26 protein-coding genes and 2 tRNA genes are annotated in these 23,874 nt (G+C 62.5%); 16 read left to right on the forward strand and 12 right to left on the reverse strand.

Annotated features, from left to right (window positions below):
• Positions 1-10: 10 nt before the first annotated feature.
• Genes C1J04_RS07860 through C1J04_RS07875 form a run of 4 tightly spaced genes read right to left on the reverse strand, consistent with a single transcriptional unit; the run spans position 11 to position 3,796 of the window.
• Positions 11-1,126, reverse strand: coding sequence for a DNA polymerase III subunit delta' (locus C1J04_RS07860; protein ID WP_009826688.1), 1,116 nt, complete (start codon positions 1,124-1,126; stop codon positions 11-13).
• Between the two features lie 39 nt (positions 1,127-1,165).
• The gene (gene tmk / locus C1J04_RS07865) at positions 1,166-1,804 is read right to left on the reverse strand and encodes a dTMP kinase (RefSeq protein ID WP_009826689.1); all 639 of its coding nucleotides are present in this window, start codon (positions 1,802-1,804) and stop codon (positions 1,166-1,168) included.
• On the reverse strand, positions 1,801-2,970 hold the full coding sequence (locus tag C1J04_RS07870) for a D-alanyl-D-alanine carboxypeptidase family protein (protein WP_005852693.1): 1,170 nt from the start codon (positions 2,968-2,970) through the stop codon (positions 1,801-1,803). Before C1J04_RS07870 ends, tmk begins: the two co-directional genes overlap by 4 nt.
• Before the next feature lie 22 nt (positions 2,971-2,992).
• The gene (locus C1J04_RS07875) at positions 2,993-3,796 is read right to left on the reverse strand and encodes an SPOR domain-containing protein (protein ID WP_009826690.1); all 804 of its coding nucleotides are present in this window, start codon (positions 3,794-3,796) and stop codon (positions 2,993-2,995) included.
• A 344-nt stretch (positions 3,797-4,140) separates the two neighbouring features.
• Here C1J04_RS07875 and C1J04_RS07880 point away from each other — a divergent pair.
• The 3 genes from C1J04_RS07880 (at position 4,141) to C1J04_RS07890 (ending at position 7,048) form a co-directional block, all read left to right on the forward strand.
• Positions 4,141-4,230 (forward strand) — tRNA-Ser (locus C1J04_RS07880).
• A gap of 121 nt (positions 4,231-4,351) precedes the next feature.
• Complete coding sequence (locus C1J04_RS07885; RefSeq protein WP_009826691.1) at positions 4,352-5,695, forward strand: esterase-like activity of phytase family protein; 1,344 nt, start codon at positions 4,352-4,354, stop codon at positions 5,693-5,695.
• Between the two features lie 237 nt (positions 5,696-5,932).
• Positions 5,933-7,048, forward strand: coding sequence for a glycine cleavage system protein T (locus C1J04_RS07890; protein ID WP_009826693.1), 1,116 nt, complete (start codon positions 5,933-5,935; stop codon positions 7,046-7,048).
• 21 nt (positions 7,049-7,069) lie between these two features.
• Here C1J04_RS07890 and C1J04_RS07895 read toward each other — a convergent pair whose 3' ends face one another.
• Positions 7,070-7,945, reverse strand: coding sequence for a hypothetical protein (locus C1J04_RS07895; protein WP_009826694.1), 876 nt, complete (start codon positions 7,943-7,945; stop codon positions 7,070-7,072).
• A gap of 127 nt (positions 7,946-8,072) precedes the next feature.
• On the opposite strand from C1J04_RS07895, the gene C1J04_RS07900 reads away from it, so the two are divergent.
• A tRNA-Thr gene (locus C1J04_RS07900) sits at positions 8,073-8,148 on the forward strand.
• 78 nt (positions 8,149-8,226) lie between these two features.
• Here the strand turns inward: C1J04_RS07900 and C1J04_RS07905 are convergent.
• From C1J04_RS07905 to C1J04_RS07915, 3 genes are all read right to left on the reverse strand, one after another.
• Positions 8,227-8,793 (reverse strand): hypothetical protein, encoded by a 567-nt coding sequence (locus C1J04_RS07905; RefSeq protein ID WP_009826695.1) that lies wholly within the window; start codon positions 8,791-8,793, stop codon positions 8,227-8,229.
• Between the two features lie 130 nt (positions 8,794-8,923).
• On the reverse strand, positions 8,924-10,933 hold the full coding sequence (locus tag C1J04_RS07910) for an ATP-binding protein (protein WP_009826696.1): 2,010 nt from the start codon (positions 10,931-10,933) through the stop codon (positions 8,924-8,926).
• 218 nt (positions 10,934-11,151) lie between these two features.
• Positions 11,152-11,946 carry a DeoR/GlpR family DNA-binding transcription regulator gene (locus tag C1J04_RS07915; RefSeq protein ID WP_009826697.1) on the reverse strand — a complete coding sequence of 265 codons (795 nt, stop codon included), beginning with the start codon at positions 11,944-11,946 and terminating at the stop codon, positions 11,152-11,154.
• Positions 11,947-12,112: 166 nt separating this feature from the next.
• On the opposite strand from C1J04_RS07915, the gene phnD reads away from it, so the two are divergent.
• The 11 genes from phnD to C1J04_RS07970 all read left to right on the forward strand — a co-directional run bounded on the left by phnD (position 12,113) and on the right by C1J04_RS07970 (position 19,930).
• Positions 12,113-13,093: a phosphate/phosphite/phosphonate ABC transporter substrate-binding protein gene (gene phnD / locus C1J04_RS07920; protein WP_005852758.1), complete on the forward strand. Its 981-nt coding sequence runs from the start codon at positions 12,113-12,115 to the stop codon at positions 13,091-13,093.
• Positions 13,094-13,147: 54 nt separating this feature from the next.
• Positions 13,148-13,933: a phosphonate ABC transporter ATP-binding protein gene (phnC, locus tag C1J04_RS07925; RefSeq protein WP_009826698.1), complete on the forward strand. Its 786-nt coding sequence runs from the start codon at positions 13,148-13,150 to the stop codon at positions 13,931-13,933.
• Positions 13,930-14,724 carry a phosphonate ABC transporter, permease protein PhnE gene (gene phnE / locus C1J04_RS07930; RefSeq protein WP_009826699.1) on the forward strand — a complete coding sequence of 265 codons (795 nt, stop codon included), beginning with the start codon at positions 13,930-13,932 and terminating at the stop codon, positions 14,722-14,724. The genes phnC and phnE (C1J04_RS07930) overlap by 4 nt, the downstream gene beginning before the upstream one ends.
• Positions 14,721-15,530: a phosphonate ABC transporter, permease protein PhnE gene (gene phnE, locus C1J04_RS07935; protein ID WP_009826700.1), complete on the forward strand. Its 810-nt coding sequence runs from the start codon at positions 14,721-14,723 to the stop codon at positions 15,528-15,530. The genes phnE (C1J04_RS07930) and phnE (C1J04_RS07935) overlap by 4 nt, the downstream gene beginning before the upstream one ends.
• The gene (locus tag C1J04_RS07940) at positions 15,527-16,438 is read left to right on the forward strand and encodes an HAD-IIA family hydrolase (protein ID WP_009826701.1); all 912 of its coding nucleotides are present in this window, start codon (positions 15,527-15,529) and stop codon (positions 16,436-16,438) included. The genes phnE (C1J04_RS07935) and C1J04_RS07940 overlap by 4 nt, the downstream gene beginning before the upstream one ends.
• A gap of 115 nt (positions 16,439-16,553) precedes the next feature.
• Positions 16,554-16,859, forward strand: coding sequence for an SH3 domain-containing protein (locus tag C1J04_RS07945; RefSeq protein WP_009826702.1), 306 nt, complete (start codon positions 16,554-16,556; stop codon positions 16,857-16,859).
• A gap of 225 nt (positions 16,860-17,084) precedes the next feature.
• The gene (locus tag C1J04_RS07950) at positions 17,085-17,516 is read left to right on the forward strand and encodes a hypothetical protein (protein WP_009826703.1); all 432 of its coding nucleotides are present in this window, start codon (positions 17,085-17,087) and stop codon (positions 17,514-17,516) included.
• Positions 17,516-18,208: a MotA/TolQ/ExbB proton channel family protein gene (locus C1J04_RS07955; RefSeq protein WP_114865327.1), complete on the forward strand. Its 693-nt coding sequence runs from the start codon at positions 17,516-17,518 to the stop codon at positions 18,206-18,208. The genes C1J04_RS07950 and C1J04_RS07955 overlap by 1 nt, the downstream gene beginning before the upstream one ends.
• 28 nt (positions 18,209-18,236) lie before the next feature.
• A complete protein-coding gene (locus tag C1J04_RS07960; RefSeq protein ID WP_009826705.1) occupies positions 18,237-18,581 on the forward strand; it encodes an ExbD/TolR family protein in 345 nt (114 codons plus the stop codon).
• A gap of 3 nt (positions 18,582-18,584) precedes the next feature.
• Positions 18,585-18,974: an ExbD/TolR family protein gene (locus C1J04_RS07965; RefSeq protein ID WP_009826706.1), complete on the forward strand. Its 390-nt coding sequence runs from the start codon at positions 18,585-18,587 to the stop codon at positions 18,972-18,974.
• Positions 18,971-19,930 (forward strand): cell envelope integrity protein TolA, encoded by a 960-nt coding sequence (locus C1J04_RS07970; RefSeq protein ID WP_037954346.1) that lies wholly within the window; start codon positions 18,971-18,973, stop codon positions 19,928-19,930. Before C1J04_RS07965 ends, C1J04_RS07970 begins: the two co-directional genes overlap by 4 nt.
• 60 nt (positions 19,931-19,990) lie before the next feature.
• Here the strand turns inward: C1J04_RS07970 and C1J04_RS19325 are convergent, their stop codons facing one another.
• A complete protein-coding gene (locus C1J04_RS19325; protein ID WP_156775802.1) occupies positions 19,991-20,191 on the reverse strand; it encodes a hypothetical protein in 201 nt (66 codons plus the stop codon).
• Here C1J04_RS19325 and C1J04_RS07975 point away from each other — a divergent pair.
• Positions 20,162-21,709 (forward strand): MHYT domain-containing protein, encoded by a 1,548-nt coding sequence (locus tag C1J04_RS07975; RefSeq protein ID WP_009826708.1) that lies wholly within the window; start codon positions 20,162-20,164, stop codon positions 21,707-21,709. The genes C1J04_RS19325 and C1J04_RS07975 overlap by 30 nt on opposite strands.
• A gap of 78 nt (positions 21,710-21,787) precedes the next feature.
• Here the strand turns inward: C1J04_RS07975 and C1J04_RS07980 are convergent, their stop codons facing one another.
• From C1J04_RS07980 to C1J04_RS07990, 3 genes are read right to left on the reverse strand one after another with little or no spacing between them, the layout of a single operon-like run.
• On the reverse strand, positions 21,788-22,579 hold the full coding sequence (locus C1J04_RS07980; RefSeq protein WP_216825228.1) for an iron chelate uptake ABC transporter family permease subunit: 792 nt from the start codon (positions 22,577-22,579) through the stop codon (positions 21,788-21,790).
• Positions 22,572-23,384 carry a metal ABC transporter ATP-binding protein gene (locus tag C1J04_RS07985; protein ID WP_009826710.1) on the reverse strand — a complete coding sequence of 271 codons (813 nt, stop codon included), beginning with the start codon at positions 23,382-23,384 and terminating at the stop codon, positions 22,572-22,574. The genes C1J04_RS07980 and C1J04_RS07985 overlap by 8 nt, the downstream gene beginning before the upstream one ends.
• Positions 23,381-23,863 carry a Fur family transcriptional regulator gene (locus C1J04_RS07990; RefSeq protein WP_005852777.1) on the reverse strand — a complete coding sequence of 161 codons (483 nt, stop codon included), beginning with the start codon at positions 23,861-23,863 and terminating at the stop codon, positions 23,381-23,383. Before C1J04_RS07990 ends, C1J04_RS07985 begins: the two co-directional genes overlap by 4 nt.
• Between the last annotated feature and the right edge of the window lie 11 nt (positions 23,864-23,874).

The following is a 23,874-nucleotide window of genomic DNA, read 5'->3' on the forward strand; positions in this document are numbered from 1 at the left end:
CTTGCGTGGGCTATCGCGGTGCGGCGTCGCCCATCTTGAACAGGGTATCTAGGACCAGTGCGGCAGGGTCAAGGTTGACTGCCATCCCGTGGCGCGCGCGGGTGCCGATGTCTTGCGCGGTCTCGGCCCAGACCCGTCCTTGGGCGGGAGTAGGCGACAGACGGGTCAGCACTGCGGCCTCGTTCTGGGCGGCGGCGGTTTCGGGTGGGCGGCCAAGGGCACCGGTGCGGGCCAATCGCAGCATCAGCAGATCCACCAGCGTGAACAGCAGCGACAGTTTTTCTTCGGCCCCGCGGGCGGCGGCGGCCTCTGCCAGTTTGAGCGCGCGGGCGCGGTCCAGCCGCGGCATCGTATCTAGAAGGGCGACCAGTTCGCCATACATCGCGAGCCCGCCCATCAGCGACAGGGACAGCGCGCCGCCGACAGACCCGCCGGAAAGCGCCGCGAGCGCTGCGGGATCGCCCTGAATATCCACCTCGGACTGGCCGAGCGCCTGCGCCATATCATCCGGCGTCAGGGTGCCAAGCCGCAGGGTCCGGCAGCGCGAGCGGATGGTGGGCAGCAGGCCGGAGGGGCGGTGGCTGATCAGCAGCATGATTGCGCGGGCGGGCGGCTCTTCCAGCATCTTGAGCAGCGCGTTCGCGGCATTGGGGTTCATCAGGTCGGCGTCGTCGACGATCACGACACGGCGCCCGCCGTCGGCAGCGGACATCTGGAAAAACCCGTTCAGCTTGCGGATGTCATCCACGACGATCTGCTTGCGCAGCCGTTTGGTTTTCTCGTCAACAGAGCGCGTGATCGCCTTCAGCGCACCTTCGCCCCCGGCCGCAATGCGGCGGGCGACGGGGTGGTCGGGATCGATATCAAGGCTGGTGGGGGTGGGGGGGGCGAACATGCCGCCGTCCTCCGCATCGGGGGTGGCCAGCAGGAACCGCGCAATACGCCACGCCAAGGTGGCCTTGCCCACCCCACGCGGGCCGGTCAGCAGCCAGCCGTGGTGCAGCTTGCCCGAGTTGAAAGCATCGAGGAAGGCGGCCTCTGCCGCCGACTGGCCGAAAAGCTGCGGCGTGTCGCGCGGGTGGCGCGCGCCGTCGATACGGTCGGGCTGGGGGGCGTCATCACTCATGTCAGGTGGTCTAGCAGATTGCGACGGCAGGAAAAGGGGTCAGCGCGCATCAAGACGCGGGCGCACCTGCGCAATCACATCCGCCGCGACCGCATCGATGGATTGAGCGCCGTTGATGGTGACGAAACGGTCGGGGAATTCAGCGGCAAGCGACAGGAAGCCGGCGCGCATGGCGACCTGCAGGCTTTCGCCGAAATCCTCGAACCGTTCCTCGACCGTGTTGCGCGACAAGGCCCGGCTGAGCCCTTCGCCGGGGTCCATATCGATCAGCACAGTCACATCGGGCTCGACGCCGATCATCAGGCTGTGCAGCTGGTCCACGGCACCGCGCAGGTCACCACGGCTGAGCCCCTGATACATCCGGGTGGAATCGGCAAAGCGGTCGCAGATCACGATCTTGCCCGCCTCGAGCGCAGGCAGGATCGTGCGTTCCAGGTGATCACGACGGGCGGCGGTGAACAGCAGGATCTCGGTTCGGGCGGACCAACGGTCGGGATCGCCCTGCAAGACCAATGCGCGAATTTCCTCGGCCCCGGGGGAGCCGCCGGGCTCGCGGGTCAGCACGACCTGATGCCCGTCGGCCTCAAGTCGGTCTTTCAGTAATTTGGTCTGGGTCGATTTGCCCGAGCCGTCGATGCCTTCGAAGCTGATGAACAGGCCCTTGGCCGCGGTGCTCACGAAGCGGCCTCTGGCCCTTCGTTCAACCGGGTCAGCAGATGGCGGGCGGCGGCTTCAAGTTTGACCATGAACCCCCCTGCGGCAACGCTGTCGCGGGCAACCAGCGGGGCACGTACCTCTGGCAGGTCACCGCGGGTCAGCACCAGTTCGCCGATGTTCTGGCCCTTGGTGATGGGCGCGCGCAGCGGGCCGGTATATACCACCTCGGCCGAGACATCGCTGCCGCCGGACACAGGCACCAGCACCGACAGATCGCTTTCCAGTTCAAGGCCAACGGCACCCTGCGCCCCAAGCGCCACGGGGGCTTCGGCAATCATGGTGCCGGCTTTGCCCATGGACCGTTGCGAGAATTGGCGGAAGGCCCAGTTCACAATCGATTCCGATTCCTGCGCGCGGGCCGCGGCGCTTTCGAGACCGGACAGAACAAACACAACGCGGCGGTCGCCCTGTTTGGCAGAGCCGACAAGCCCGTAGCCTGCTTCTTCGGTGTGGCCGGTTTTCAGCCCGTCCGCGCCGATGCCAAGCCCCAGCAGCGGGTTGCGGTTGGTCTTGTTTTGCGGTGCGCGCCCGTCAAACAGGAATTCGCGCTGCGAGAACATTGGGTAGTACTGCGGGTAATCCTCGATCAGGCGGGTGGCCAGCAGCCCCAGATCGCGCAGCGACATGCGGTGACCGGCAGCAGGCCAGCCGTTGGAGTTCGCGAAGGTCGAGTTGGTCATGCCCATCTGCTGCGCCCGCTGGGTCATCAGGCGGGCAAAACCGGCCTCTGACCCATCGGGGCTCAGCGCTTCGGCGATCACGGCGCAGGCGTCATTGCCAGACAGCACGATGATGCCGCGCAGCAGGTCTTCGACCTTTACGCGGTCGGTGGTGTCCAGAAACATGGTCGATCCGCCGTAGGACATGGCGTGCTGTGACACGGGCAGTTCCTCTGTCAGGTCCAGCCCGCCATTGCTTTTGCCCCGCTCGATTGCCTCGAACGCCATATACAGCGTCATCAGTTTCGACATGGAGGCCGGCGGCAGCGGTTCATCCGCGTTCTTGGTCAGCAGCACGGTGCCGGTGGTCTGGTCGACCACATAGGCCGCGCGGGCCTGTGTCTCGAACGCCTGCGCGGGCAGGGCCAACAGAAGGGTGGCAATCGTGGCTGCAAAAATACGGATCATGGCAGTTTCCTTTGGCGGTGGGTCAGTTCGACACGGCGTAGGCGTCAGAGAACCCTTCGGTCTTGATGGATTTCAGCAAATTGGTCAGTTCGGATTTCGTAGCCGCCGGGCCGACCACCACGCGCCAGAACGGCTTGTCGTTGATCTCGCTCCGTTTGACGGTGGGCAACATGCCCGCGCTGCGCATCTGGTTGGCCGCGCGTTCGGCATTTGCCTCTACGCTGAAAATGCCGATCTGGACAAAGGGCTTTGCCAGCGAAGACGCAGGTTTGGGTGCCGCGGGTTTCGGGGCCGTAGGGGCAGCGGGTTTGGCCGCAGCGGGGGCTGCATCAATCGCGGCACCAGCCGTGACAGCGACCGGATCAAGCGTGGTTTCTGTCACTTCCGACGGGGTTTCGATCGTGCCTTCGGGGGCTGCGTCGGGGGCAGGGGTGTCGTCGACCTCCTGACGGCGCAGGGCAGTGACGTTCAATGGCGCAGGGGCACCGGCCAGAATACCAAGGGCCGCCGCCGCATCCGAAGACATCTGCAGCTTGGGCCCGGGCAGATCGCGTTCACGGCGGAACAACGCGCCGATGACGAATTTGCCATTGGCCTCGTTGCGGATGATCACCCGTTCGGGATCTGTGACATCGGGATGCGCGACCCAGACGCCGCCAAGGCTGGGGCGTCCGTCCCAAAGCCCCTGATCACTGACCGAAAAAACCTCGGGCGCTTCGACGTCACGCTCCACCAGCTTGGTCGAGCTGGATGGTGCCGCAGCAGAGCCTTTCTGACCGCCGGTCAGATTACCGACCGCATCGCAGCCCGCCAAAGTCGTCATCATCAGCAAAACCCCTACCGTGCACCGCAGCGGCCGGTTGCCAGAAAAAGGGTGTAGCCTGAGGCTGTTCATGTCCGTCGTCCTTGCCTGCTGGCGCGGCGTTGTCCGCCGCCGCCTGATCGCGCCGTCAATACGGCATGTTTGATGCCCCATTGCCGGGGTCTTTGCGCTACACTAACGCGGGTACAGGGGTTTTGGAAAGGCTGACAGGACGGCATCGGCAAATTTCCCCACCCGGCCGGAACCCGCCCAACACGGGCTGCCGCTGTCTTGCGTTACGGTGCCACAGTGCGCGTCATTTCCAGGTTTGCAGAATCGCTGACACCCCTCTATGCGGTGCTTGCTGCGGAGGAGTGGCAGAGTGGTCGAATGCACTGGTCTTGAAAACCAGCGTGCGTGAGAGCGTACCGTGGGTTCGAATCCCACCTCCTCCGCCAATATCCCACCTTTCCATCACGTCTCTCCCCAATTCCGCGCCTGTCGTGGAACCGTCACCTTTGCGTTACGCGGCTGTTACCAGAATCGCGCATCAGGGGCCGTCTTTAACGGAGAGCCCTTATGAAACACCCTATTTTTCCCCTTGCCCTGTCCCTTCTTGCCGTCCCCGCTGTCGCGCAAGAGACGTTTGATGCCACGCTTGCGGGCCATGCCTACCTGCCTGCGCTGAGCCTTGTCGCGCCGCCTGCGGATGCGCCGAAGGATGCGTGGATCAGTGGTAAATTCACTGGTGGCGCGCGCAATGGTGTGCCGATGTCGGTGCCGGGCGATACGGGCGGGCTGCATGGCAAACGGCTGACGGGGCTGAACCTGCCCTTCATTGGCCAGCCGTTGCAGGGGTTTTCCGGTTTCGCGATGAACCGTGCCGAGGACGGGTCGGTCTATGTGCTGACGGACAACGGCTTTGGCTCCAAGGCGAACAGCCCCGATACGCTGTTGTTCTTCAGCCGGATGGACGCTGATTTCGACACAGGCGAGGTCGAGATCAAGGAAACCGTTTTTCTGCATGATCCCGATTTCAAAGTGCCCTTCCGCATTTCCTATGGCGGGACAGACAGCCGCTATCTGACCGGCGCGGATTTCGATCTGGAGAGCATCCAGCGCGTCGGCGACAGCATCTGGATCGGCGAGGAGTTCGGCCCCTATCTGATCGAGGCCACATTGGACGGGCGGATCAAGGGCGTCTATCCGACGATGGTGGATGGTGTTCAACTGAAAGGGCCGGACACGCCCGGTATCTCGGCCACATCGGTGAAGGGGACGGATTGGACCGTGCCACGCTCGGGCGGGTACGAGGGCATGGCGCTGCAGCCTGAAACGGGTTTGCTGTGGGCCATGCTCGAGAAACCTCTGCTGGCTGCGAGCGGCGAGAACGAAGGTGATTTCCTGCGCGTCATGGCCTTTGACCCCGAGGCACGCGACTGGACGGGCGAGGGCTTCAAGTTCAAGCTGGCCGAAGGGGCCACGGCGATCGGTGACTTCAACTTTATCGACGAGACCCGCGCGCTGGTGATCGAGCGTGACAATGGCGAGGGCGAGCCTTCGTTGAAATGCGCCGGTGACCCGCAGGCAGATTGTTTCCCGAACCCCGCGATGGTCAAACATGTGGTGCTGATCGATACCGCCGATGTGGATGCCGAGGGCTATGTGCGCCGCATCGGCCAGATCGACCTGATGAACATCGCCGACCCTGAGGGTAAGGCCCGCATCGAAACCGATGGCGGCGAGGCAGGGCGGTTCAGCCTGCCGTTCTTCACCATCGAGGACGTGATGCGGGTGGACGAGACGCACATCATGGTCGCCGTGGACAACAACCTGCCGTTCTCATCCGGGCGCAAGCTGGATGCCGCTGCAGATAACGAAGTGGTGCTGCTGAGCGTGCCCGAACTGCTGGCCGCGCAGTAACCTGACGCGCCCCTTCGGCAAAGGATGCCGAGGGGGCGTTTCACACCCTAGACACACCCCAGGCCCCGCCATTGCCCGCGCATCCCCAACCTTTGGGAGGATGCCGGTTGATGTGCGGGGCTTTGCCGTGTCAGAAAAAGCGAACGCCCGCCTGATGGTATCGCCGTTCCCTGACCCCCGCGCCTTGGGTTAGGGCACAGGGGTGGTACGGTGGGCCTTGGTAAAAGGATCTCCCCCATGACGTTTCAGATCGGCATTGGCCCGAATAATCGCAAATCCGCCTATTTCGATGCGACCGTCGCAGACGGCGTGGCTTGTTTCTCGGTCTATAATCACATGTTCATACCAGCGCATTACGGCGACCCCGAGGGGGAATATGACGCGCTGATGAACGGTGTGGCTATGTGGGATGTCGCGGCGCAACGGCAGGTCGAACTGTCGGGACCGGATGCGGCGCGGCTGATCCAGTATCTGACCACGCGCGATATGTCGAAAACCCGGATCGGGCAGGGACGCTATGTGCCCATGTGCGACCATCGGGGGCGGCTTATCAACGACCCCGTGCTGCTCATGCTGGCGCAGGATCGCTATTGGCTGTCGATTGCGGACAGTGACATCGCCCTATGGGCCAGCGCCATCGCGGCAGAGCGCGGGTGGGACGTGACCGTGGCCGAGCCAGACGTATCCCCGCTGGCGGTTCAGGGCCCCAAGGCCGAGGCGGTGATCACCGCGTTGTTCGGCGACTGGGTGCGCGATCTGAGGTATTTCGGCTTCAAGCAAACGCAGTTGGGGGATATCCCGCTGGTGCTGGCGCGGTCGGGCTGGTCGAAACAGGGCGGCTTCGAGATGTATCTCCAGGACAGCAGCCGCGGGGGCGAGCTGTGGGCGATGGTAAAGGCCGCAGGCGCGCCCTTTGGTATCCGCCCCGGTGCGCCCAATGACGTTGAACGGATCGAAAGCGGGCTGGTGTCCTATGGGGCGGATGGTCGTCTTCAGACCAACCCCAGCACACCGTATGACATCGGCCTGGGCAAGCTGGTCGATCTTGAGACCCCCGAGGATTTTATCGGCAAAGAGGCGCTGCGCCGTATTGCGGATGAAGGAGCGCAACGGGAAAGGTCAGGCTTTGTCATCGCGGGTGCGCCACTGACGGCGGCGGGACATTCGATTCCCGTGCTGGACGACAAAGGCCAGCCGCGCGGTGTGCTTAGCGACTACGTCTATTCCAAACGTTTCAAGGCCAATATCGGCGTCGGGATGATCGCATCGGATGCAAAGCAAGCGTCGCTCCACGTCGTCATCGGGGACGAGGCCCGCAACGTAACCCTGCGCAGCCTGCCATTTGACAGCTGACCTTAGGCGGTGATCCCGCCGCTATGGCAGGATGACCCGCACGCCGGGAATTTCCTGAATGCGCGCAACGTCTTCGTCGTAAACCTCGGTCATCTCTTCGACCAGCTCTTCGGTCCAGCTGGGCATGTCCAGCTCTTCCTCAAGCGCGTCGTCGATCACGTATTTGTCCAGAAACGCCGCGATCACACGCGGGTGCTCTGCCGTTGTCATCTCGGGATGGGAGGCCAGATAGGATTTGAACCGTTTCATGCCTTCGGGGCGCATGATCGTTTCCAGCAGGTCGAATTCCCCGTCCAGTGGCGCCATCGCGGGCAGGCCCGCCATCTCGCGCATGATCTGCCCCCAGATCAGGGGGGCGTCTTCGTTGCACCATACGGTCACGGGAATCTCGGGCGCAGAATCACGTAGCAGCGCCAGCGTGTCGGACCAGCGCACATCCAGAGGATCCTTGTCGCCCCAGAACTGCGGCGGAGATTTATCGGCCGACACATCATACAGCACCGGCAGCAGGGTCGCGGGATTGCGAATGCCCATGAAAATCTGCAGTTCATCCTCGGGGAAAAGCTGCGCCATGCGCATCATCCGCACAGGGGCGGCGGGATAAAGCATCCCTTCAACAACCGCCGTTGCAGGGGTGCGAAAGAAGTTCGCGTCGGAAAAGATCACCCGATCCGCGTCAGAATCTCCCATGACCGCGTCCAGCAAGACATCCCGCGCCCCATCCGAGGCGGATGTTTTATACATCGCATTCAACGTATCGCGAAACAGACCACGATAGGTTGCGGGGCTCGGCACATGCGTGCCCGCCTGCGTCAAAAGATCGTGGTTCGACTGGAGGCTTTTCAGCAGCCTGTCTTCTTCGGTGTAATGGGCACCTGTGTGCAAAATCAACTGCATGAACGTCTTCTCACCCTTACTGATACCGGCTTTCCAATAGCCTTTCCTGCGACTTGTGTAAAACTGCAAAAAATTGACATTTCCCCTCTTGCACGGCCCGCAGCAATCTCTTAAACGCTCCCTCAGTGCCCCTATAGCTCAGCTGGTAGAGCAACTGATTTGTAATCAGTAGGTCCGCGGTTCGAGTCCGTGTGGGGGCACCACTTTTTCCCTGATTTCAATACATTGACAGCTTTAGGCGTCGCCGCATCCGCGATGTTTTTCCCACTTTTGTGCGCGCCTCACTGCTTGGTGCGGGGTAGGGGGATGATGTTTGATTTTCGTTTCATCCGCGCAAACTCCACCTGTGCGGCGTCTTTGCAGGTGGGGCAGATGGAATAGCTTTTGGCGAAGTTATCCGCATCTGGCGGGGTGCGCAGATCGATCCATTTGTCGCCGATCTGGAATGCGCAGCAGACCGAACATCGCGTGGTATCGTAGTATTCCTCGAAGGCGCTGACCGTAGGGTGAGGGGGGCTGGTGATCGCATGGACAAGCATACTGCCGATGGTCAGGCTATCGTCGGGGGAGGGCCAGATCGTCAGTCGGTACAACCGCCGCACATCCGGCCCGTCACAGCGGTAAAGGATACTGAACAGTTGCTGTTCGATCCGGCAGGCCTGAAACACGCCGAACAGATAGGTACGCGTGTTGGCCCCTTCGACGAAATCCCAAATCTCCCGCCCCAGCACATGGGTGGAGGTCGCCCCCGGCGCGTCATTCTCTATGGCGAAGGCGTCCCATTCGGACCCGACAGAGATGATCCGATTCTTGTTGTCCACGACATAGCTGTTTGTTTTGAGGTCCAATGAAAATGCCCTTGGAAAAAATTTCAGGTCATAAACAAGATCATCGTTACGCTAGGGCATCATAAGCGCGAAACCGGCGCTTGCCCAAATATTTATCGTTAGAATTTAAAGTACCGCGCCCCTCTGCGCTTCAAGCCGTCTTCTGGATATCGGTCGCGCCGGTGCAGGGCAGCGTCAGGCTAAAGGTGCTACCGACGCCCAGTTTGCTTTCCAGTGACAGCGATCCGCCGTGGAGCTCTGCCAGCTGCTCGGAGATGGCCAGCCCCAGCCCCAAACCGCCGTTTTGCCGTGTCATGGACCCGTCAACCTGTTGGAAACGCTGGAACACGCGGCTGGCGTCCTCCTCTGCGATGCCGTTGCCGGTGTCGGTGACGCTGAACACGATCTCGTCGGTGGAATGTAGCATCGACAGGTGGATTTTGCCTTCGCTGGTGAATTTGATCGCATTTGTAATCAGATTGTACAGGATTTGTTTGACGCGCACCTTATCCGCTACGGTGGCAGCAGGGCCGTCGCCGGCATAGGTGAGGGTCAGCCCTTTTGCCTCTGCTGCGGGTTGCAGTTCTTGGGTGACGGTCCGGGCGATCTCGTCCAGCTGGGTTGGGGCCATGTCCAGCTCTAGCTGGCCGCGGGACACTTTGGTCCAGTCCAGCAGATCTTCGACAAGGCGGATCATATGCTGCGATGATTCCGCGATTCCGGCACCCTGATCGGTGATGAACTTCTGATACTCTATCGCGGCGGCAGCCGATTTCGGACAGCCGCTGCCATCGGCGGTCAGCGCCGACATCAACCGCTGCGCCTGAGGCATCTTATCACTGTGCCGCATGAATGATGAGCGGCCAAAGATCACGGTCAGCGGGGTGCGCAGCTCGTGCGAAACGTTGTTCAGGAACTCGGTCTTCTCGCGGTCGGCGGCTTCAGCGGCTTCTTGCGCGCGCTTCTCGGCGGTCACATCCGTCCAGATGCCGACGGTATAGCCGTGGGGGGTCTTTGCCTCTGTCACCTTGAGCCAATTGTCGTTGCCGATGTCTTGCAAGAACGCCTGACCCGGATTGCGGAAACGTTGCAGCCGCTCCCGTACCCAGGCCTGTTTGCTTTTCGATCCGCTGAGGCTTTCGGTCCGGTTGGCCCAGTTGACCACAAGCTCTCCCATGGTGACACCGGGGACGATCAGATCGGCGATCTGGGGGTGATAGTCGCGGTACTTCTGGTTCACCACCATCACCCGTTCCTTGTCGTCAAACGCGATAAAGCCTTCGTCGATCGCGTCGATGGCCTCGGCCAGCAGGGCGTGGGCGTTGGTCTGGTTCAACGCCAACCGGCGGAACGCCAGCAGCACGCCCAGCAGGAATATGGCGGAAATGAGGGCGAAACCCACCAGATTCCGGCTTTGTGGTGAATAAGCCGGCCATCCGGCGGCGGGGCGCACGGCGGCTTCCCATGTGGTGCCCAGAACGTTGAACGTGGTCACGACGGGCTTGTCTTTCAGCGCGCTCAACCGGTGATCGGGCAGGGCCTCTACCAGTCCAGAGGCTTTGAGCGGGTGCAGCTCGAAACTATATTGCGCGGGGTCCGAGAAATCATGTTGCGGGGCTTGCAGCAGACCTTCCTGATCCATCACGACAGAGATGACGCCCCAGAATTGATCGGTGTTCAGCTCGGCGTTCGGCAGGAACACAGGGTAGTGCATGATATAGCCGGTGCCGCCCTGCACAAGGTTTACGCGGTCATCCACCACAGGCGCGCGGGTGCGGTAAGCTTGGGCCACACTCGCCATCTGGGCGGGCAGTTGCCAGTATTTGACACCGATCGTCTCGCGGTTATCCGTTTGTGGGAAACTGTGTGTAATCGACAGGTTAGGGGCCAAAGCGACAGCAATCACGTCGGGGTTGTGTCGCTGCAGGTCGCTCACGGTGCGCGCGATCTGGCGCTCGTCGATCTCACCCGCCACGGCAAGCGTATTCTCGATGTTCTTGGCCACCAGCACGGCTTCGAAGAAACGCAGCTGAATCTGGTCGGCCACCGAATGCAGGGCCTGCTCCACCTCAAGGCGCAGCGCGGCGAGGTGATTGTCGCGGTCGAGCTTCACAATAGAATAGGCAATCCCGCCGATACTTGCGAGCAGGACAATCGTCAAAACGACGAATACCTTAGAGGCTAAATACCCCGTGAACTTGTTGAGCAAAGTGCCACCCTCTTCCGTCCAGGTAGGCCGCCGCACGACTTTCTGTCGTTGCTGGTTTGCCTGCCTTTGTCCCCTTTATTGACTGCATCATTGTTTATCGAACGGACAAAATACGGGCGCAATCGAGGCATTTTGTAGACTTTTGCGCAAAGCGGTCATGCCGGTTACTGTCAGGCGTTTTCGGGGGTGATCACGGGGGTGCGATGCTGTCGAAGCGCTAGGGCAAGCCCGTCCTTGGGGGCTGCATCGGTGATCAGATGGCCCAGATGCTCAAGCGGGGTAACCTGCGTCAGGTGACGTTTGCCGAACTTGCTGGCGTCGATCAGGAAATGCGCGGCGCGGCTTTGGTCCAGCATGGCGCGTTTCACCTCGGCAAAGCCTGCGATGGCCTCGCTCACGCCGGTTTCATCCAGCGCGGAGGCCCCAAGAAAACACGCGTCGACATTGAAACCACGCAGAAAGTCGCAGGTGGCAGTGCCGGTCAGCGCGGCCTCTGCATTCATATAGTCGCCGGGGGTCATGATCACCCGCACCCTGTCGGAGGCCCCCAAGATCATCGCGACCTGCAGGCTGTTGGTTAATACCGTCGCCGTCACGCCGGAAAGGGTCAGCGCCCGCGCGAATTCCATCATCGTGGCGCCTGCGTCGATCATCAGGGTTTGCCCGTCTGTCACCCGTTTTGCGGCAAGCTGCGCCATCTGGCGACGTTCGTCCACATGTTCGCGCTGGCGTTCATCCAGCACGCTTTGCGCCCCCGGCGCGCGGGGGGAGGCCCCGCCGTAGGATTTCTGCAAAAGCCCCTGCGCGCTGAGCTCGGCAATATCGCGGCGGACGGTTTCGGTGGTCACATCAAAGCTGGCCGCAAGGTCCGAAACCCGCACATGCGGGGCAAGGCGCAGTTCCAGCAATATTTGCGCATGGCGCTCTGCTTTGCGTAGGTTTCGGCGTTCCGTTCCGGTATCCATTCTGCGGTTCCTTTCGGCGGTCGGGGCGATGCAACCGACCGTCAATATTTGGCACTTGCCAAATTACTAGGCGGAAAATGTTGCGAATCGAAAGCTTCAATGCTCGTATCGCGTAATTAATCGTGCAGCACACTCTGCGCGGGTATTCTCGGGGAGGAGAAACAAGATGATCAAACGCAGCTTTATCACGGCAGGCCTGATGGCCGCTTTTGCCATGACCGGCACCACCGCACTGGCCGAAGAATGCGCCGAGCGCGGCGCGCTGGACGCGATGTTCTGTGACGCCAACGGCGATCTGGTGGCCGACGCGCCCACGGACGAAAGCATGCTCAAAGACCCGTCGACGCTGGTCTTTGCCTATACACCGGTCGAAGATCCCGCGATCTACGAAGACATCTGGACGCCCTTCATTGACCACCTGTCCGAGGTGACGGGCAAGAAGGTGCAGTTCTTTGCTGTGCAATCCAACTCTGCCGAGGTAGAGGCGATGCGCTCGGGCCGTCTGCATATCGCGGGCTTCTCGACCGGCCCCACACCCTTTGCCGTGAACCTTGCGGGCGTTGAACCCTTCGCGATCATGGGTTCCGAAGACGGGCAATTCGGCTACAAGCTGCAGGTCTACACCCAAGCCGACAGCGATATCAAAGAGATGGCCGACCTTGCTGGCAAACGCGTCGCGCATACATCGCCCACGTCGAACTCCGGCAATCAGGCACCGCGCGCGCTGTTCCCTGATCTGGGCGTCGTGCCGGATCAGGACTACGAAGTGACGTACTCGGGCAGCCACGACCAATCCATGCTGGGTGTGGTTGCGGGCGACTATGATGCGGCACCGGTTGCGTCTGAAGTGGTGGACCGCATGGCGGAACGCGGGCTTTATGATCCTGCCGAGGTGCGCATTGTCTGGGAAAGCGATCCGTTCCCCACGACATCCTATGGCGTGGCCCACGACCTGACGCCCGAGCTGAAGGACAAGATCAAGGAAGCCTTCTTTAGCTACGATTTCACCGGCACCGCATTGGGCGAAGAGTTTTCGGGCGTGAGCAAATTCGTCCCGATCACCTATAAAGACCAATGGGCCGTCATTCGCCAGATCCAGTCTGCCAACGGTGTTGAGTACACGCCACAAGGCCTTGCTGCTGAATGATTTTCCCGTCGAGGCCGGTCCCAATGGGCCGGCCTCACGCATAAGGTATCCTACATGTTGAAAATTACTGACCTCGTCAAACGCTACGGCTCTGGCGATCCGGTCCTCAAGAATCTTGACCTCACCATCGAGGGCGAAAGCGTCGTGTCGATCATCGGGTCTTCCGGTGCGGGCAAAAGCACGTTGCTGCGTTGCATCAACCGTTTGGTTGAACCCACCTCCGGCACGATCGAGCTGAACGGCACCGACCTGACCCGCCTGCGGGGCAAGAACCTGCGGGCCGCACGGCGCAAGATCGGGATGGTGTTTCAGGGGTTCAACCTCGTGGATCGTCTCACCGTGATGGAGAACGTCCAGTCGGGCCGTCTGGGGTATATTTCAACATGGTCCGCCATCACGCGGCGCTATCCCAAGCAAGACATCCGCCGCGCTTACGAGTTGATGGAACGGGTCGGCATCGCCCATTACGCCGACACTCGCGCCGATCAGCTGTCGGGCGGTGAACGTCAGCGTGTCGGCGTGGTCCGCGCCCTGATGCAAGAGCCCGATATCCTGCTGGCGGATGAACCCACCGCATCGCTTGACCCCAAGACATCGGAACAGATCATGGGCCTGCTGCGCGACCTGTCGCGCGAGCTCAAGCTGCCGGTGCTGATCAACATCCACAATGTGAACGAGGCCAAGGAATACACCGACCGCATCGTCGGCATGCGCTATGGCCGGATCATCTTTGACGACAAGCCCGATATGCTGGACCCCTCCGCGATGGAGGCGATCTATGCGGGCAGCCCCCATGCCGACCGCAGCGGCGGGCCGGATGACAAGGCAGCCGCATCATGACCGCGCCGCGCGACACTTGGGTCAAGCCGCCATTTATTGCCAATCCCGTGCTGCGGTGGGCCGTGTATTTGGGCGTTATCGCCTATTTCGGTTGGGTCGGGCTGACCATGCCCATCGACTGGGACCGCGTCGCCGAAGGTATCGGCCGCGCGGGCAAGATCTTTGGCGGGGCCTTCCCCCCGAGCTTTGAACGCAGCGGGCTGTTGATTGACGGCTTTCTCGAAAGCCTCAAGATCGCGGTGCTGGCCACGGCGCTTGGCGTGCTTCTGTCAATCCCCATCGCCTTTATGTCCGCGCGCAATGTGGCCCCCAAGCCGGTGTTCTATCTGGGCCGCGCCATTATCATCATCGCGCGCAGCTTCCATCCGGTCATTGTCGCGATCCTCTTCGTCAAGGCCGTTGGCTTCGGGCCGTTCGCCGGTGTGCTGACCCTGACCGTCTATTCCATCGGCTTTGTCGCCAAGATGCTGGCCGAGCGGATCGAGGAGATCGACTTTGGGCAGGTCGAGGCTATGCGCGCCGCCGGTGCGCCGTATTTCTCGACGCTGTCTTACGCGATCTTCCCGCAGATCATGCCGCGCCAGATCGGTCTGACCATCTACCAGCTTGATTCCAACCTGCGGGCCTCTGCCGTGGTGGGGATTGTGGGGGCTGGGGGCATCGGTGCGACGCTCGCCAATGCCTTCGGCCGCTATGACTATGATTTTGCCCTTGCCATCACCATCGTCATCGTCGGGGTGATCCTTTTCTCCGAGGCCGTCAGCGGCGTCATCCGAAAGCGTATCCAATGACCTCACTTTCTACGCAGTTCGGGCGCGACGACTGGTCCCGCTTTACGTTCAAGCAACGTATGACGCGCTATGCCATCTTTCTGGGCTGTGCACTGGCCATCGCCTGGGCGCTCACCTCGATTGAAGTGATCTGGCCGTGGGTCTGGGGCGCCCCTGAACAGATCGCCGATCTGTTTGGCCGGATGTACCCGCCGGACCCCAGTAATCTGGAGACCATCCTCAAGGTGCTGTGGGACACGGTGAACATCGCGACATTCGCCACCACCTTCGCGGTGCTGCTGTCGCTGCCGGTCGCCTATATCTCGGCGCAGAACACCACACCCAACCGAGTGACCCTGTGGCTCGGGCGGCTGATCCTTGTGACCTCGCGGTCGGTGAACACGATCATCTGGGCGCTGCTGTTTGTGGCGATCTTCGGACCGGGGGTGGTGGCCGGTATCGTGGCGATCATGTTCCGCTCTATCGGGTTCATCGGTAAACTGCTGGGCGAGGCAATCGAGGAGATCGACACACGCTCCGTCGAAGCGCTTGAGGCGACGGGCGCGTCGCGCTTCAAGGTGATCGTCTATGCGATCGTGCCGCAGGTCATGCCGACCTTCTGGGCGGTGGCCATTCTGCGGTGGGATATCAACCTGCGCGAATCCACCGTGCTGGGTCTGGTGGGCGCAGGCGGCATCGGGATCATCCTGCAAGGTGCCATCGACACGTTCAACTGGCCCGAGGTGGCGACCATCCTGCTGGCGATCATCGCGCTGGTGGTGGTGGGGGAAGTCATCTCTGCCTATCTGCGCCGCCGTATCCTGTGACCCAGAGCATCGGCGTCGACCCGCAAAGCGCCTTCGCGCGCTATCTGCAAATTGCCGACCGTCTGCCGCGCACTGCTGCGGGCGGTCTGGCGGAAACGGGCGTGTTCATCGACCTTGCGGCGCGCTTCGATCTGATCCTGTTTGACGCCTATGGCGTACTGAACGTCGGCGAAACCGCGATCCCCGGCGCGACCGATACCATCGCGGCGCTGCGCGCGGCGGGCAAGGCGGTTGGCGTGGTGTCAAACTCCGCCGCCTATCCCAAGGCGCATATGATGGCGCGCTACGCTCGTCTGGGGTTCGATTTCTCCGCCCCCGAGGTCACCACCAGCCGCGAGGCGCTGACCGCGCATATCGCGGGGCTGCCGCCGTGCCGATGGGGCGTGATGATCAACCCCGCCGTCGATCTGGGGGAACTGGCGACGCTGAACACGACTGTGCTGGGGGATGACGCCGAAAGCTACGATGCGCAGGACGGGTTCTTGCTGGTGGGCGCAGACGGCTGGACCGACCGTCGGCAGACATTGCTGGAGGCGTCGCTGAAACGCGCGCCCCGTCCGGTGCTGGTGGGCAACCCCGATCTGGTGGCACCGCGTGAAACGGGCCTCTCGCGGGAACCGGGCTGGTTTGCGCACCGGCTGGCCGATCGCACCGGTGTGAGGCCTGTGTTTCTGGGCAAGCCGTTCGGGCAGGTCTTTGACATCGCCCTCGGCCGGTTCAATCGCGCCCTGCGTCCCGAACGGGTGCTGATGGTCGGCGATACGCTGCATACCGATATTCTGGGCGGTGCGCAGGCGGGCTTTGCCACGGCGCTGGTCACGGGCTATGGCTCGCTCACGGGGCTGGATGTGACGGATGCCATCGCGCAGGCCGGTCTGTCGCCCGATTTCATCGTCCCCAACATCTGACGCCCGCGCATCGGCGGATCGGCGGATGATGACCCCTTGCGCGATATCACGGTTTATTTTGTGGCCCCCACAGGCTACCACCGAACCCGAGGCTATCAGAACAAGGGCAAGAAAAATGCGCAAAGCAGTGACCGCCGCCGTATCGGCAATCGTGATCGCGACCACCTTGGGGGCCACCCCCGCCACCGCAGGATCGTTGGGCCGTTTCGAGGTAACGGGCGTGGGTGAGGATGACATGCTCAAGATGCGGGCAGGGCCGGGGACAGGGTTCATCGTGTTGCTTGGCCTGCCCAACGGCACCATTTTGCAGGTGCACGATTGTCAGCAAACCGGCGGCACGCGCTGGTGCGACGTCTCGCTTGATCAGGCCCGCCGCGTGCGCGGTCACGTGTCTTGGGCCTATCTGCGCAAGCTTCGGTAACGTGGGCGGCGCAGGGGCTACCTTTGCGGTTTGTCGCTGGCGCGTGCATTCCTGAATAGTTGATTGTTAAAGTCAGGATTGCGCCTTGTCGTGATCTTTGCTAGGCACGGCGCAATTGCGCTGTGCCAAAAGGGCTGTTTGCCCGCTGCGCCGCGCCAGAGCCAAAGGTGCCCATAGCGCCTTAGCCAAAAATCTCATCGTTTCATCCCACGGTCAGGAGGTCCCATGTCCCGTTTCCGTACCGCTATTCTGTCGCTGCCCTTTGTGATCGCAGCCCCGCTGGTCGCCGCGCAAGAGACCGATATCAAGGATCAAATCTCGGTCGAGCTGAACGCGGCAGAGACCACAGAAGATGCGTGCAAGCTGACCTTCATGATCACCAATGGCTTGGAAACACCGGTCGACAAGATCATCTACGAGGCGGTGCTGTTTGACACCGAAGGGCAGGTGGACCGGCTGACGCTGTTTGATTTCGGCACCCTGCCACCGGCCCGCCCGCGCGTGCGCCAGTTCGTCGTGCCGCAAACCACCTGCGAAGGCCTGGGCCGCATCCTGTTCAACGGGGCCAACGCCTGCGAGACCGGCGGTAGCGCCAGCGGCGTCTGTGACACCGGCCTGCTGCCCACATCGCGCACGTCAATCGAGGTTCTGGGCTGATGGATATGTTCTCTGCATTGATCGCGTCGTTTCGCCAGATCGCCGAGACCGGCGGGCCGGTTGTTGTTGTCCTGATGGGCGTCGCCGTGCTGACGTTGGCGGTGGCGATCTATAAGGTCTGGCAGTTCTGGCGCTCGGCCGTGGGGCGGCACAAGGCGCTGACCGAAGCGGTAGAGGCATGGGACCGGGGCGACAGACCCGTCGCCCGCGAGGCTTTGGGCCGGTCGAAAAGCTACCTCGCCCCCGTGATCAAGCTGGCGATGGTGTCGAACGGCAAGGGCAGCGGCGCAGGCGTAGAGCGTTTGCAAGCCGAGGCAGAGACGCGTTTTGCCAAGCTCGAAACCGGTTTCCGCCTGCTCGATTCCGTGGCGCAGCTGGCCCCCTTGTTGGGCTTGTTCGGTACGGTTCTGGGCATGATCGAGGCGTTCCGGTCGCTGCAAGCCGCCGGATCGCAGGTCGATCCGTCGGTCCTTGCGGGCGGTATCTGGGTGGCGCTGCTGACAACGGCTGTTGGTCTGGTGGTGGCGATGCCCACGGCACTGATCCTCAGCTGGCTGGAACAGCGGATGGAGGCAGAGCGGGTGATCGCGGATAAGGCGATCCTGACGGTGCTGAACCCGTCCAACGACATGCCAGCCCCTGCCGCCGCCACGACATCGCCGACACCAGAAATGGTCGCCGCGCATGGCTAGGCCGCGCACGCGCAGACGGCGGCTGTCGATGACCTCCCTGATTGATGTCATCTTTCTGCTGCTGCTGTTCTTTATGCTGACCTCGACGTTCTCGAAGTTCTCCGAGGTGCCGCTGGCCGCTGCCGGTTCGGGCGCGGTCGCGCAGGCCAGCGATGCCAAGCCGGTGTTCTTGCAGCTTGGCCCCGATACCCTGCGTCTGAATGGCGACGAAATCGCATTGGACGCGCTGGCCGGATCATCCTTGGCCGAGGCCGAGAAGGGCACCGTGCTGCTGGTCTCGCTCGGGGCGGATGTGGACGCGCAGCGGTTAACGGATGTGCTGGTCAAACTGCGCGAGATGCCTGCCTTGCAGGTGTCGGTATTGGGGGGCTGACAGATGCGCCGATTTGCCAAATCCAAACCGCAGCGTGAGCCGACCATCGCGTTGATCAATATCGTCTTTCTGATGCTCGTCTTCTTCATGGTCGCGGGCACGCTGGCGCAGCCGCTGGACCCCGATCTGAAGCTGGTCGAGACCCGCGCGCTTGAGGGGCAGGCCCCGCCGGACGCTTTGGTGATCTACCCCGACGGGCGGTTGACTTACCAAGGCGCGGCGCAGCCAGATGCCGCGTCCTATGTCGCCAGCCTGTCCGACGAAGACCGCGAGATCATACGCCTTGTGCCGGATCGCGCCTTGCCTGCCGAGACGCTGGTCACGCTGACCCGCGACTTGCGCGCGGCGGGGGCGCAAAAGGTGATGCTCGTCACGCAAAGGGCACTGCAATGATATCGCATTCTCCTACAGCCAAAGGGATCTCTTTCGCCTTGGCGGTCGGGATCGTCGCGGGGGCGGTCACCATCGGACTGCCGCAAGAAGAGATCGCGATCGAAGGGGGCGGTGCGCCTGTCGAGGCGATGATGGGCAGCAGTTTCGAGGATATGGCCGTCGGCACGCTCACGCCGGAACCGGCAGAACCGGCAGAGACGCCCGTGGCCGAGGCCCCCACCGCCGCAGAACCCCTGCGCCCCACCACAGCAGAACAAACCCCGCCCGAGCAGGCCGAGCCGGTTACCCCGCCGGAGCAGGCGCAGCCCGTGACCCCGCCCGATGTGGCAGCGGTGACGCCTGCGGCCCCCGCAGCACCCGCCGCCTTGGCACCTACACCGCTGGCCGTGCCCCCCTCCGAGAGCGCGCAAGTCGCACCGCCGCCCGAAACCCTGCAGGCGCAAGACCCCGATAGCGACGCCCCCGTCCTGTCGCGCCGCCCCATGCGCAAGAACCCTGAAACCGCTGCCAAGATCGCCGAGGCACGCGCCAAGCAAGAGCAGGCGGAGCGTGAACGCCGTCAGGCAGAGCAGCAAGCCGCCGCACGTGGCAATGCGCAGCGCAATGCGACCAAAGGGTCTTCGTCGGGCCAAAGCACATCGGCCAAATCCACGAGCACCGGCAAACGCCAAGCCGCGGCATCGGCGCAAGGCAATGCCGCCGCCAGCAACTACCCCGGTCAGGTCATGCGCCGCATCTCGCGGGCGGGCAAGCCGCGGGTCCGGACCACGGGCACCGCGACGATCGCTTTTGCCATCGCCAGCAATGGCGGGTTGGCTTCTGTGTCAGTCGCACGGGGGTCCGGCTCTGCCGCGCTGGACCGGGCGGCGGTATCGGTGATCCGTAAGGCCGCCCCTTTCCCGCGTCCCCCCGCTGGCGCGCGGCGGCAGTATTCTATCAAGATCAAAGGGCAATAGGAGGGGCGTTCAGCCCCCTGCGCTTTGCTTGAAGTGCAGCCGTCGCGGCGGCATCAGCCCTTATATACTGGCCGTTTCCGCCGGATTGGCACCCTGCAAGCTGTTGTTTCCCATGGCAAAAAAGACCGGAAATTTTTCTTGGTTACCACCAGTATAACGTAAACACGCCTCAAATCTGCCGTTTTCTCCGCCGATTAACTGTCCGGTAATCAACAGGTAGAGTGCGCCGACATGTTCAAAGTAGCCCATACGATCCATCATGATCACGACCTTGGTCTCGTGCTTCTGGCCGGGCTGCTTTGCGCCTTTGGCTGCTGGGTGGTGTCGCGTTTGTATCAGCACGCCTTGGGGCGCCCGCGCAGACAGGCGCTGATCTGGTACTTCCTCACGGCGATCACGGCGGGCGTTGCGGTCTGGTGTACGCATTTTATCGCAATCCTCGCGTATCAGCCTTCGGCACCGGTAACCTTTAACCTACAACTGACCTTTGTCTCGCTATTGATCGCGATTGCAGGGTCGACTGTGGGCATCATGGTGGCGGGCATGTTCCGGTCGCTCGCGAGCACGATCATCGGCGGTACGATCTTTGGCGTTGCGGTATCGGCGATGCATTACACCGGCATGGTGGCCTACCGCGTTGAAGGCGTGGTGACATGGGACCGTGGCTACCTCATCGGGTCTGTTATTCTGGCGGTGGTCCTGTCGACTGCCGCGCTGTATCTGGGCAGCCGCAGCGCACGGTGGAGCGGGCTGCAAATGACGGGCGTCCTGACGCTGGCCATCATCGGGCTGCATTTCACCGGCATGGCCGCGTTCAGCGTGGACTGCATCGGGCTGAAACCCGGCTATACCAACCCCGAAGAATACAAGCTGCTGGCACTGGTGATCGCGGGCACGGCGACGACAATCACCCTTGGCGGCCTGTTCACCTATTTCATCGAAAACCGGACCCGCATGGAAAGCATCGAGGAGTTGCGCAAGGCCCGCGACGCTGCCGAAGGGGCGAGCCGCGCGAAATCCGAATTCATGAGCGTTCTCAGCCACGAACTGCGCACGCCGCTGACCATCGTGATCGGCTATGCGGGCTTCCTGACCAAGCTCAAGACCACGACCACGGCCAAACTGTCGCCAGGTGAGCCGATCACCGAAAAACACTATAATATCATCGGGGATCAGGCAGAGCTTTACGGCCAGCGCGTCAAATTCGCGGGCAACCACCTGCTGACGATCATCAACGATATTCTCGACTATACCAGCATCGAGCTGAACGACATCAAACTGGCCAAGACGACATTCCCCACACGGGCGCTGCTGGCGCAGGTCGAGGACCAGTTTCAGGGCATGGCGCAGGGCAAGGATGTGACCCTGCATATCCCCGACGGCAGCCTTGACGTGATCGCCGACCGTGGCCGCTGCTTGCAGATCCTGATCAATCTGGTGGGCAATGCGCTCAAGTTTTCCAAGGGCAAGGATATCTTCCTGCGGGCCGAAGTGGACGGCGGCGGCTTCCGCTTCGAGGTCGAAGACAATGGTGTCGGGATGGAACAGAAGGATCTGGAATCGATCTTCCAGGCCTTTACCCAGATCGAAAGCGCCGACAACCGGTCAGAAGGCGGTACAGGGCTCGGGCTGGCGATCTGCAAGAAGCTGGCGCTGGCGCATGGGGGCGATATCTCGGTCTCCAGCACGGTGGGCAAGGGCACCAAATTCTCGGTCTTCTTCCCGCATAGTCTGGTGAGCACCGGCCGCCCGTCGCAGTCTTTCGCGGCAGCCGCCTGATCGAAGCAGGGACACACCCCGAAACAGCAAGGGCCGCAGCGTGATGCTGCGGCCCTTGCTGTATGTGCAGATCAGCGCCTAGCGTTTCAGCAACGGGGCCACGCCAGACGACAGCACGAACAGCACCGCCGCGACGCTGACGATGCTGGGCCCCGTCGGCGTGTCGAGCGTGAAGGACGCGGCCAGCCCGCCCAAGGCGGCGATCATCCCGATGATGCAGGCCGTCATGGCCATGACTTCGGGCGTGCGGGCAAAGGGGCGGGCGGCGGCGGCGGGGATGATCAGCATCGCCGCGATCAGCAGCGCGCCGACCACCTTGATCGCGACCGCGACCGTCACTGCCAGCGCCAGCGTCAAAATCAGCTGTTCACGGCGCGGATTGACCCCGCTGGCCGTCGCCAGATCGGGGTTCAGCGTGGACGACAGCAATGCCTGCCAGCGCCAGACCAGCAGCGCGATCGACAGGACGGCCCCGCTCCAGATGATCGCAAGGTCGGTCTTGGTCACGGCCAGGATCTCTCCGAACAGATAGGCGCTGAGGTCGACACGCTGGTTCGGCAGCAGCGACACCGCCACAAGGCCGATGGCCAGCGCCCCGTGGGCCAGCACCCCCAGCAGCGTATCCGTGCCGAGGCTGCGCCCGTTCAGCGCCGTCACAATCAGCGCCATCGACAGGGCCACCAACAGCACCCCCGCGAAAATCGGCAGCTCGAACGCCAAGGCCAGCGCGACCCCCAGCAACGCCGCGTGCGAGGTCGCATCCCCGAAATAGGCCATGCGCCGCCAGACGACGAAACAGCCCAAAGGCGCGGCCGCAAAGGCCACACCGATACCGGCAAGCCCGGCACGTATCAAAAAGTCATCAAGCATCTTGGTCCCCGTGGGCGTGGTTGCAGCCGGCACCATGGGTATGGCCCTGCGCATGGTCGTGGGTGTGGTCGTGGGTATGGCTAGGATCATGTGCATGATCATGCGAGTGCGAATGTTCGTGCCGGTAAAGCGCCAGCGCCCCTTGGGTGCCAGTGCCGAACAACGCGCGGTATTCCGGCGCATCGGCGACGATCTCGGGGGTGCCTTCGCAGCAGACATGACCGTTCAGGCACAGCACCCGATCCGAAGCCGCCATCACCACATGCAGATCATGGCTGACCATCAAGACGGCGCAGCCCATGTCGCGGCGGACCTCTTCGATCTGGCGGTAAAACGCGGCAGAACCGGGTTGATCCAGCCCCTGCGTCGCCTCGTCGAGGATCAGGATATGGGGTTTGTTCAGCAGGGCCCGTGCCAGCAACACGCGCTGGAACTGGCCGCCCGACAGGTCGGTCATCTGCTTTTTCGCCAGATCCGTGACCCCCGTCTGTAGCAGCGCCTGCGCGATGGTCTCGCGGGGCTGGCGGCGGGGCAGGTTCAAAAAGCCATGCACCGTCAACGGCAGCGTCGCGTCGATCTGCAGCTTCTGCGGGACATAGCCGATGCGCAGATCCGCGGCACGGGTGATCGTGCCCGACGCCGGTTTCAGCGCGCCGATCAACGCCCGCAGCAAGCTCGACTTGCCCGACCCGTTGGGGCCGACGATGGTCACGATCTCACCGCGCTCCACGGCGATATCGACATCGCGCAGCACCGTTTGCCCGCCAATGCGCAGTGTCAGGTTCCGGGTGGCGATCAGGCTCATGCGGTGGCTCCGTCCTGACAGGAGGGGCAGAGGCCCTGCGCCTCGATCACCGTGCGTTCAATCTGGAACCCCGCCGCGCGGGCCGCATCGCCCAAGCGCCCTTGGGTCAGCGTCGTGTCGCTTTCGGCGACCGATTGGCAGCTGCGGCAGATCAGGAAGGCCGGCGTGTGATCGGCACCGACGTGGCTGCAGGCGATATAGGCGTTCAACGCCTCGATCCGGTGGGCAAGCCCCGCTTTCACCAGAAAGTCCAGCGCGCGATAGGCGACGGGCGGCTGCGCCCCGAGCCCTTCGGCAGAGAGATGCCCCAGAATATCATAGGCCCCCAAGGCGCGGTGTTCGGCCAGCAGCAGTTCCAGCACGCGGCGACGTATCGGTGTCAGCCGAAGGTCCGAGGCCGCGCAACGCGCCTCTGCGGCGGCCATTGCGTCGTCGACGCAGGCCCCGTGATCATGCGTTTCAAATCCAATGGTCGACATATTTCGCCTCC

Origin of the sequence: Sulfitobacter sp. SK025 (genome assembly GCF_003352105.1) — a bacterium.
In the GTDB taxonomy this organism is placed as follows: Bacteria; Pseudomonadota; Alphaproteobacteria; order Rhodobacterales; family Rhodobacteraceae; genus Sulfitobacter; species Sulfitobacter pontiacus.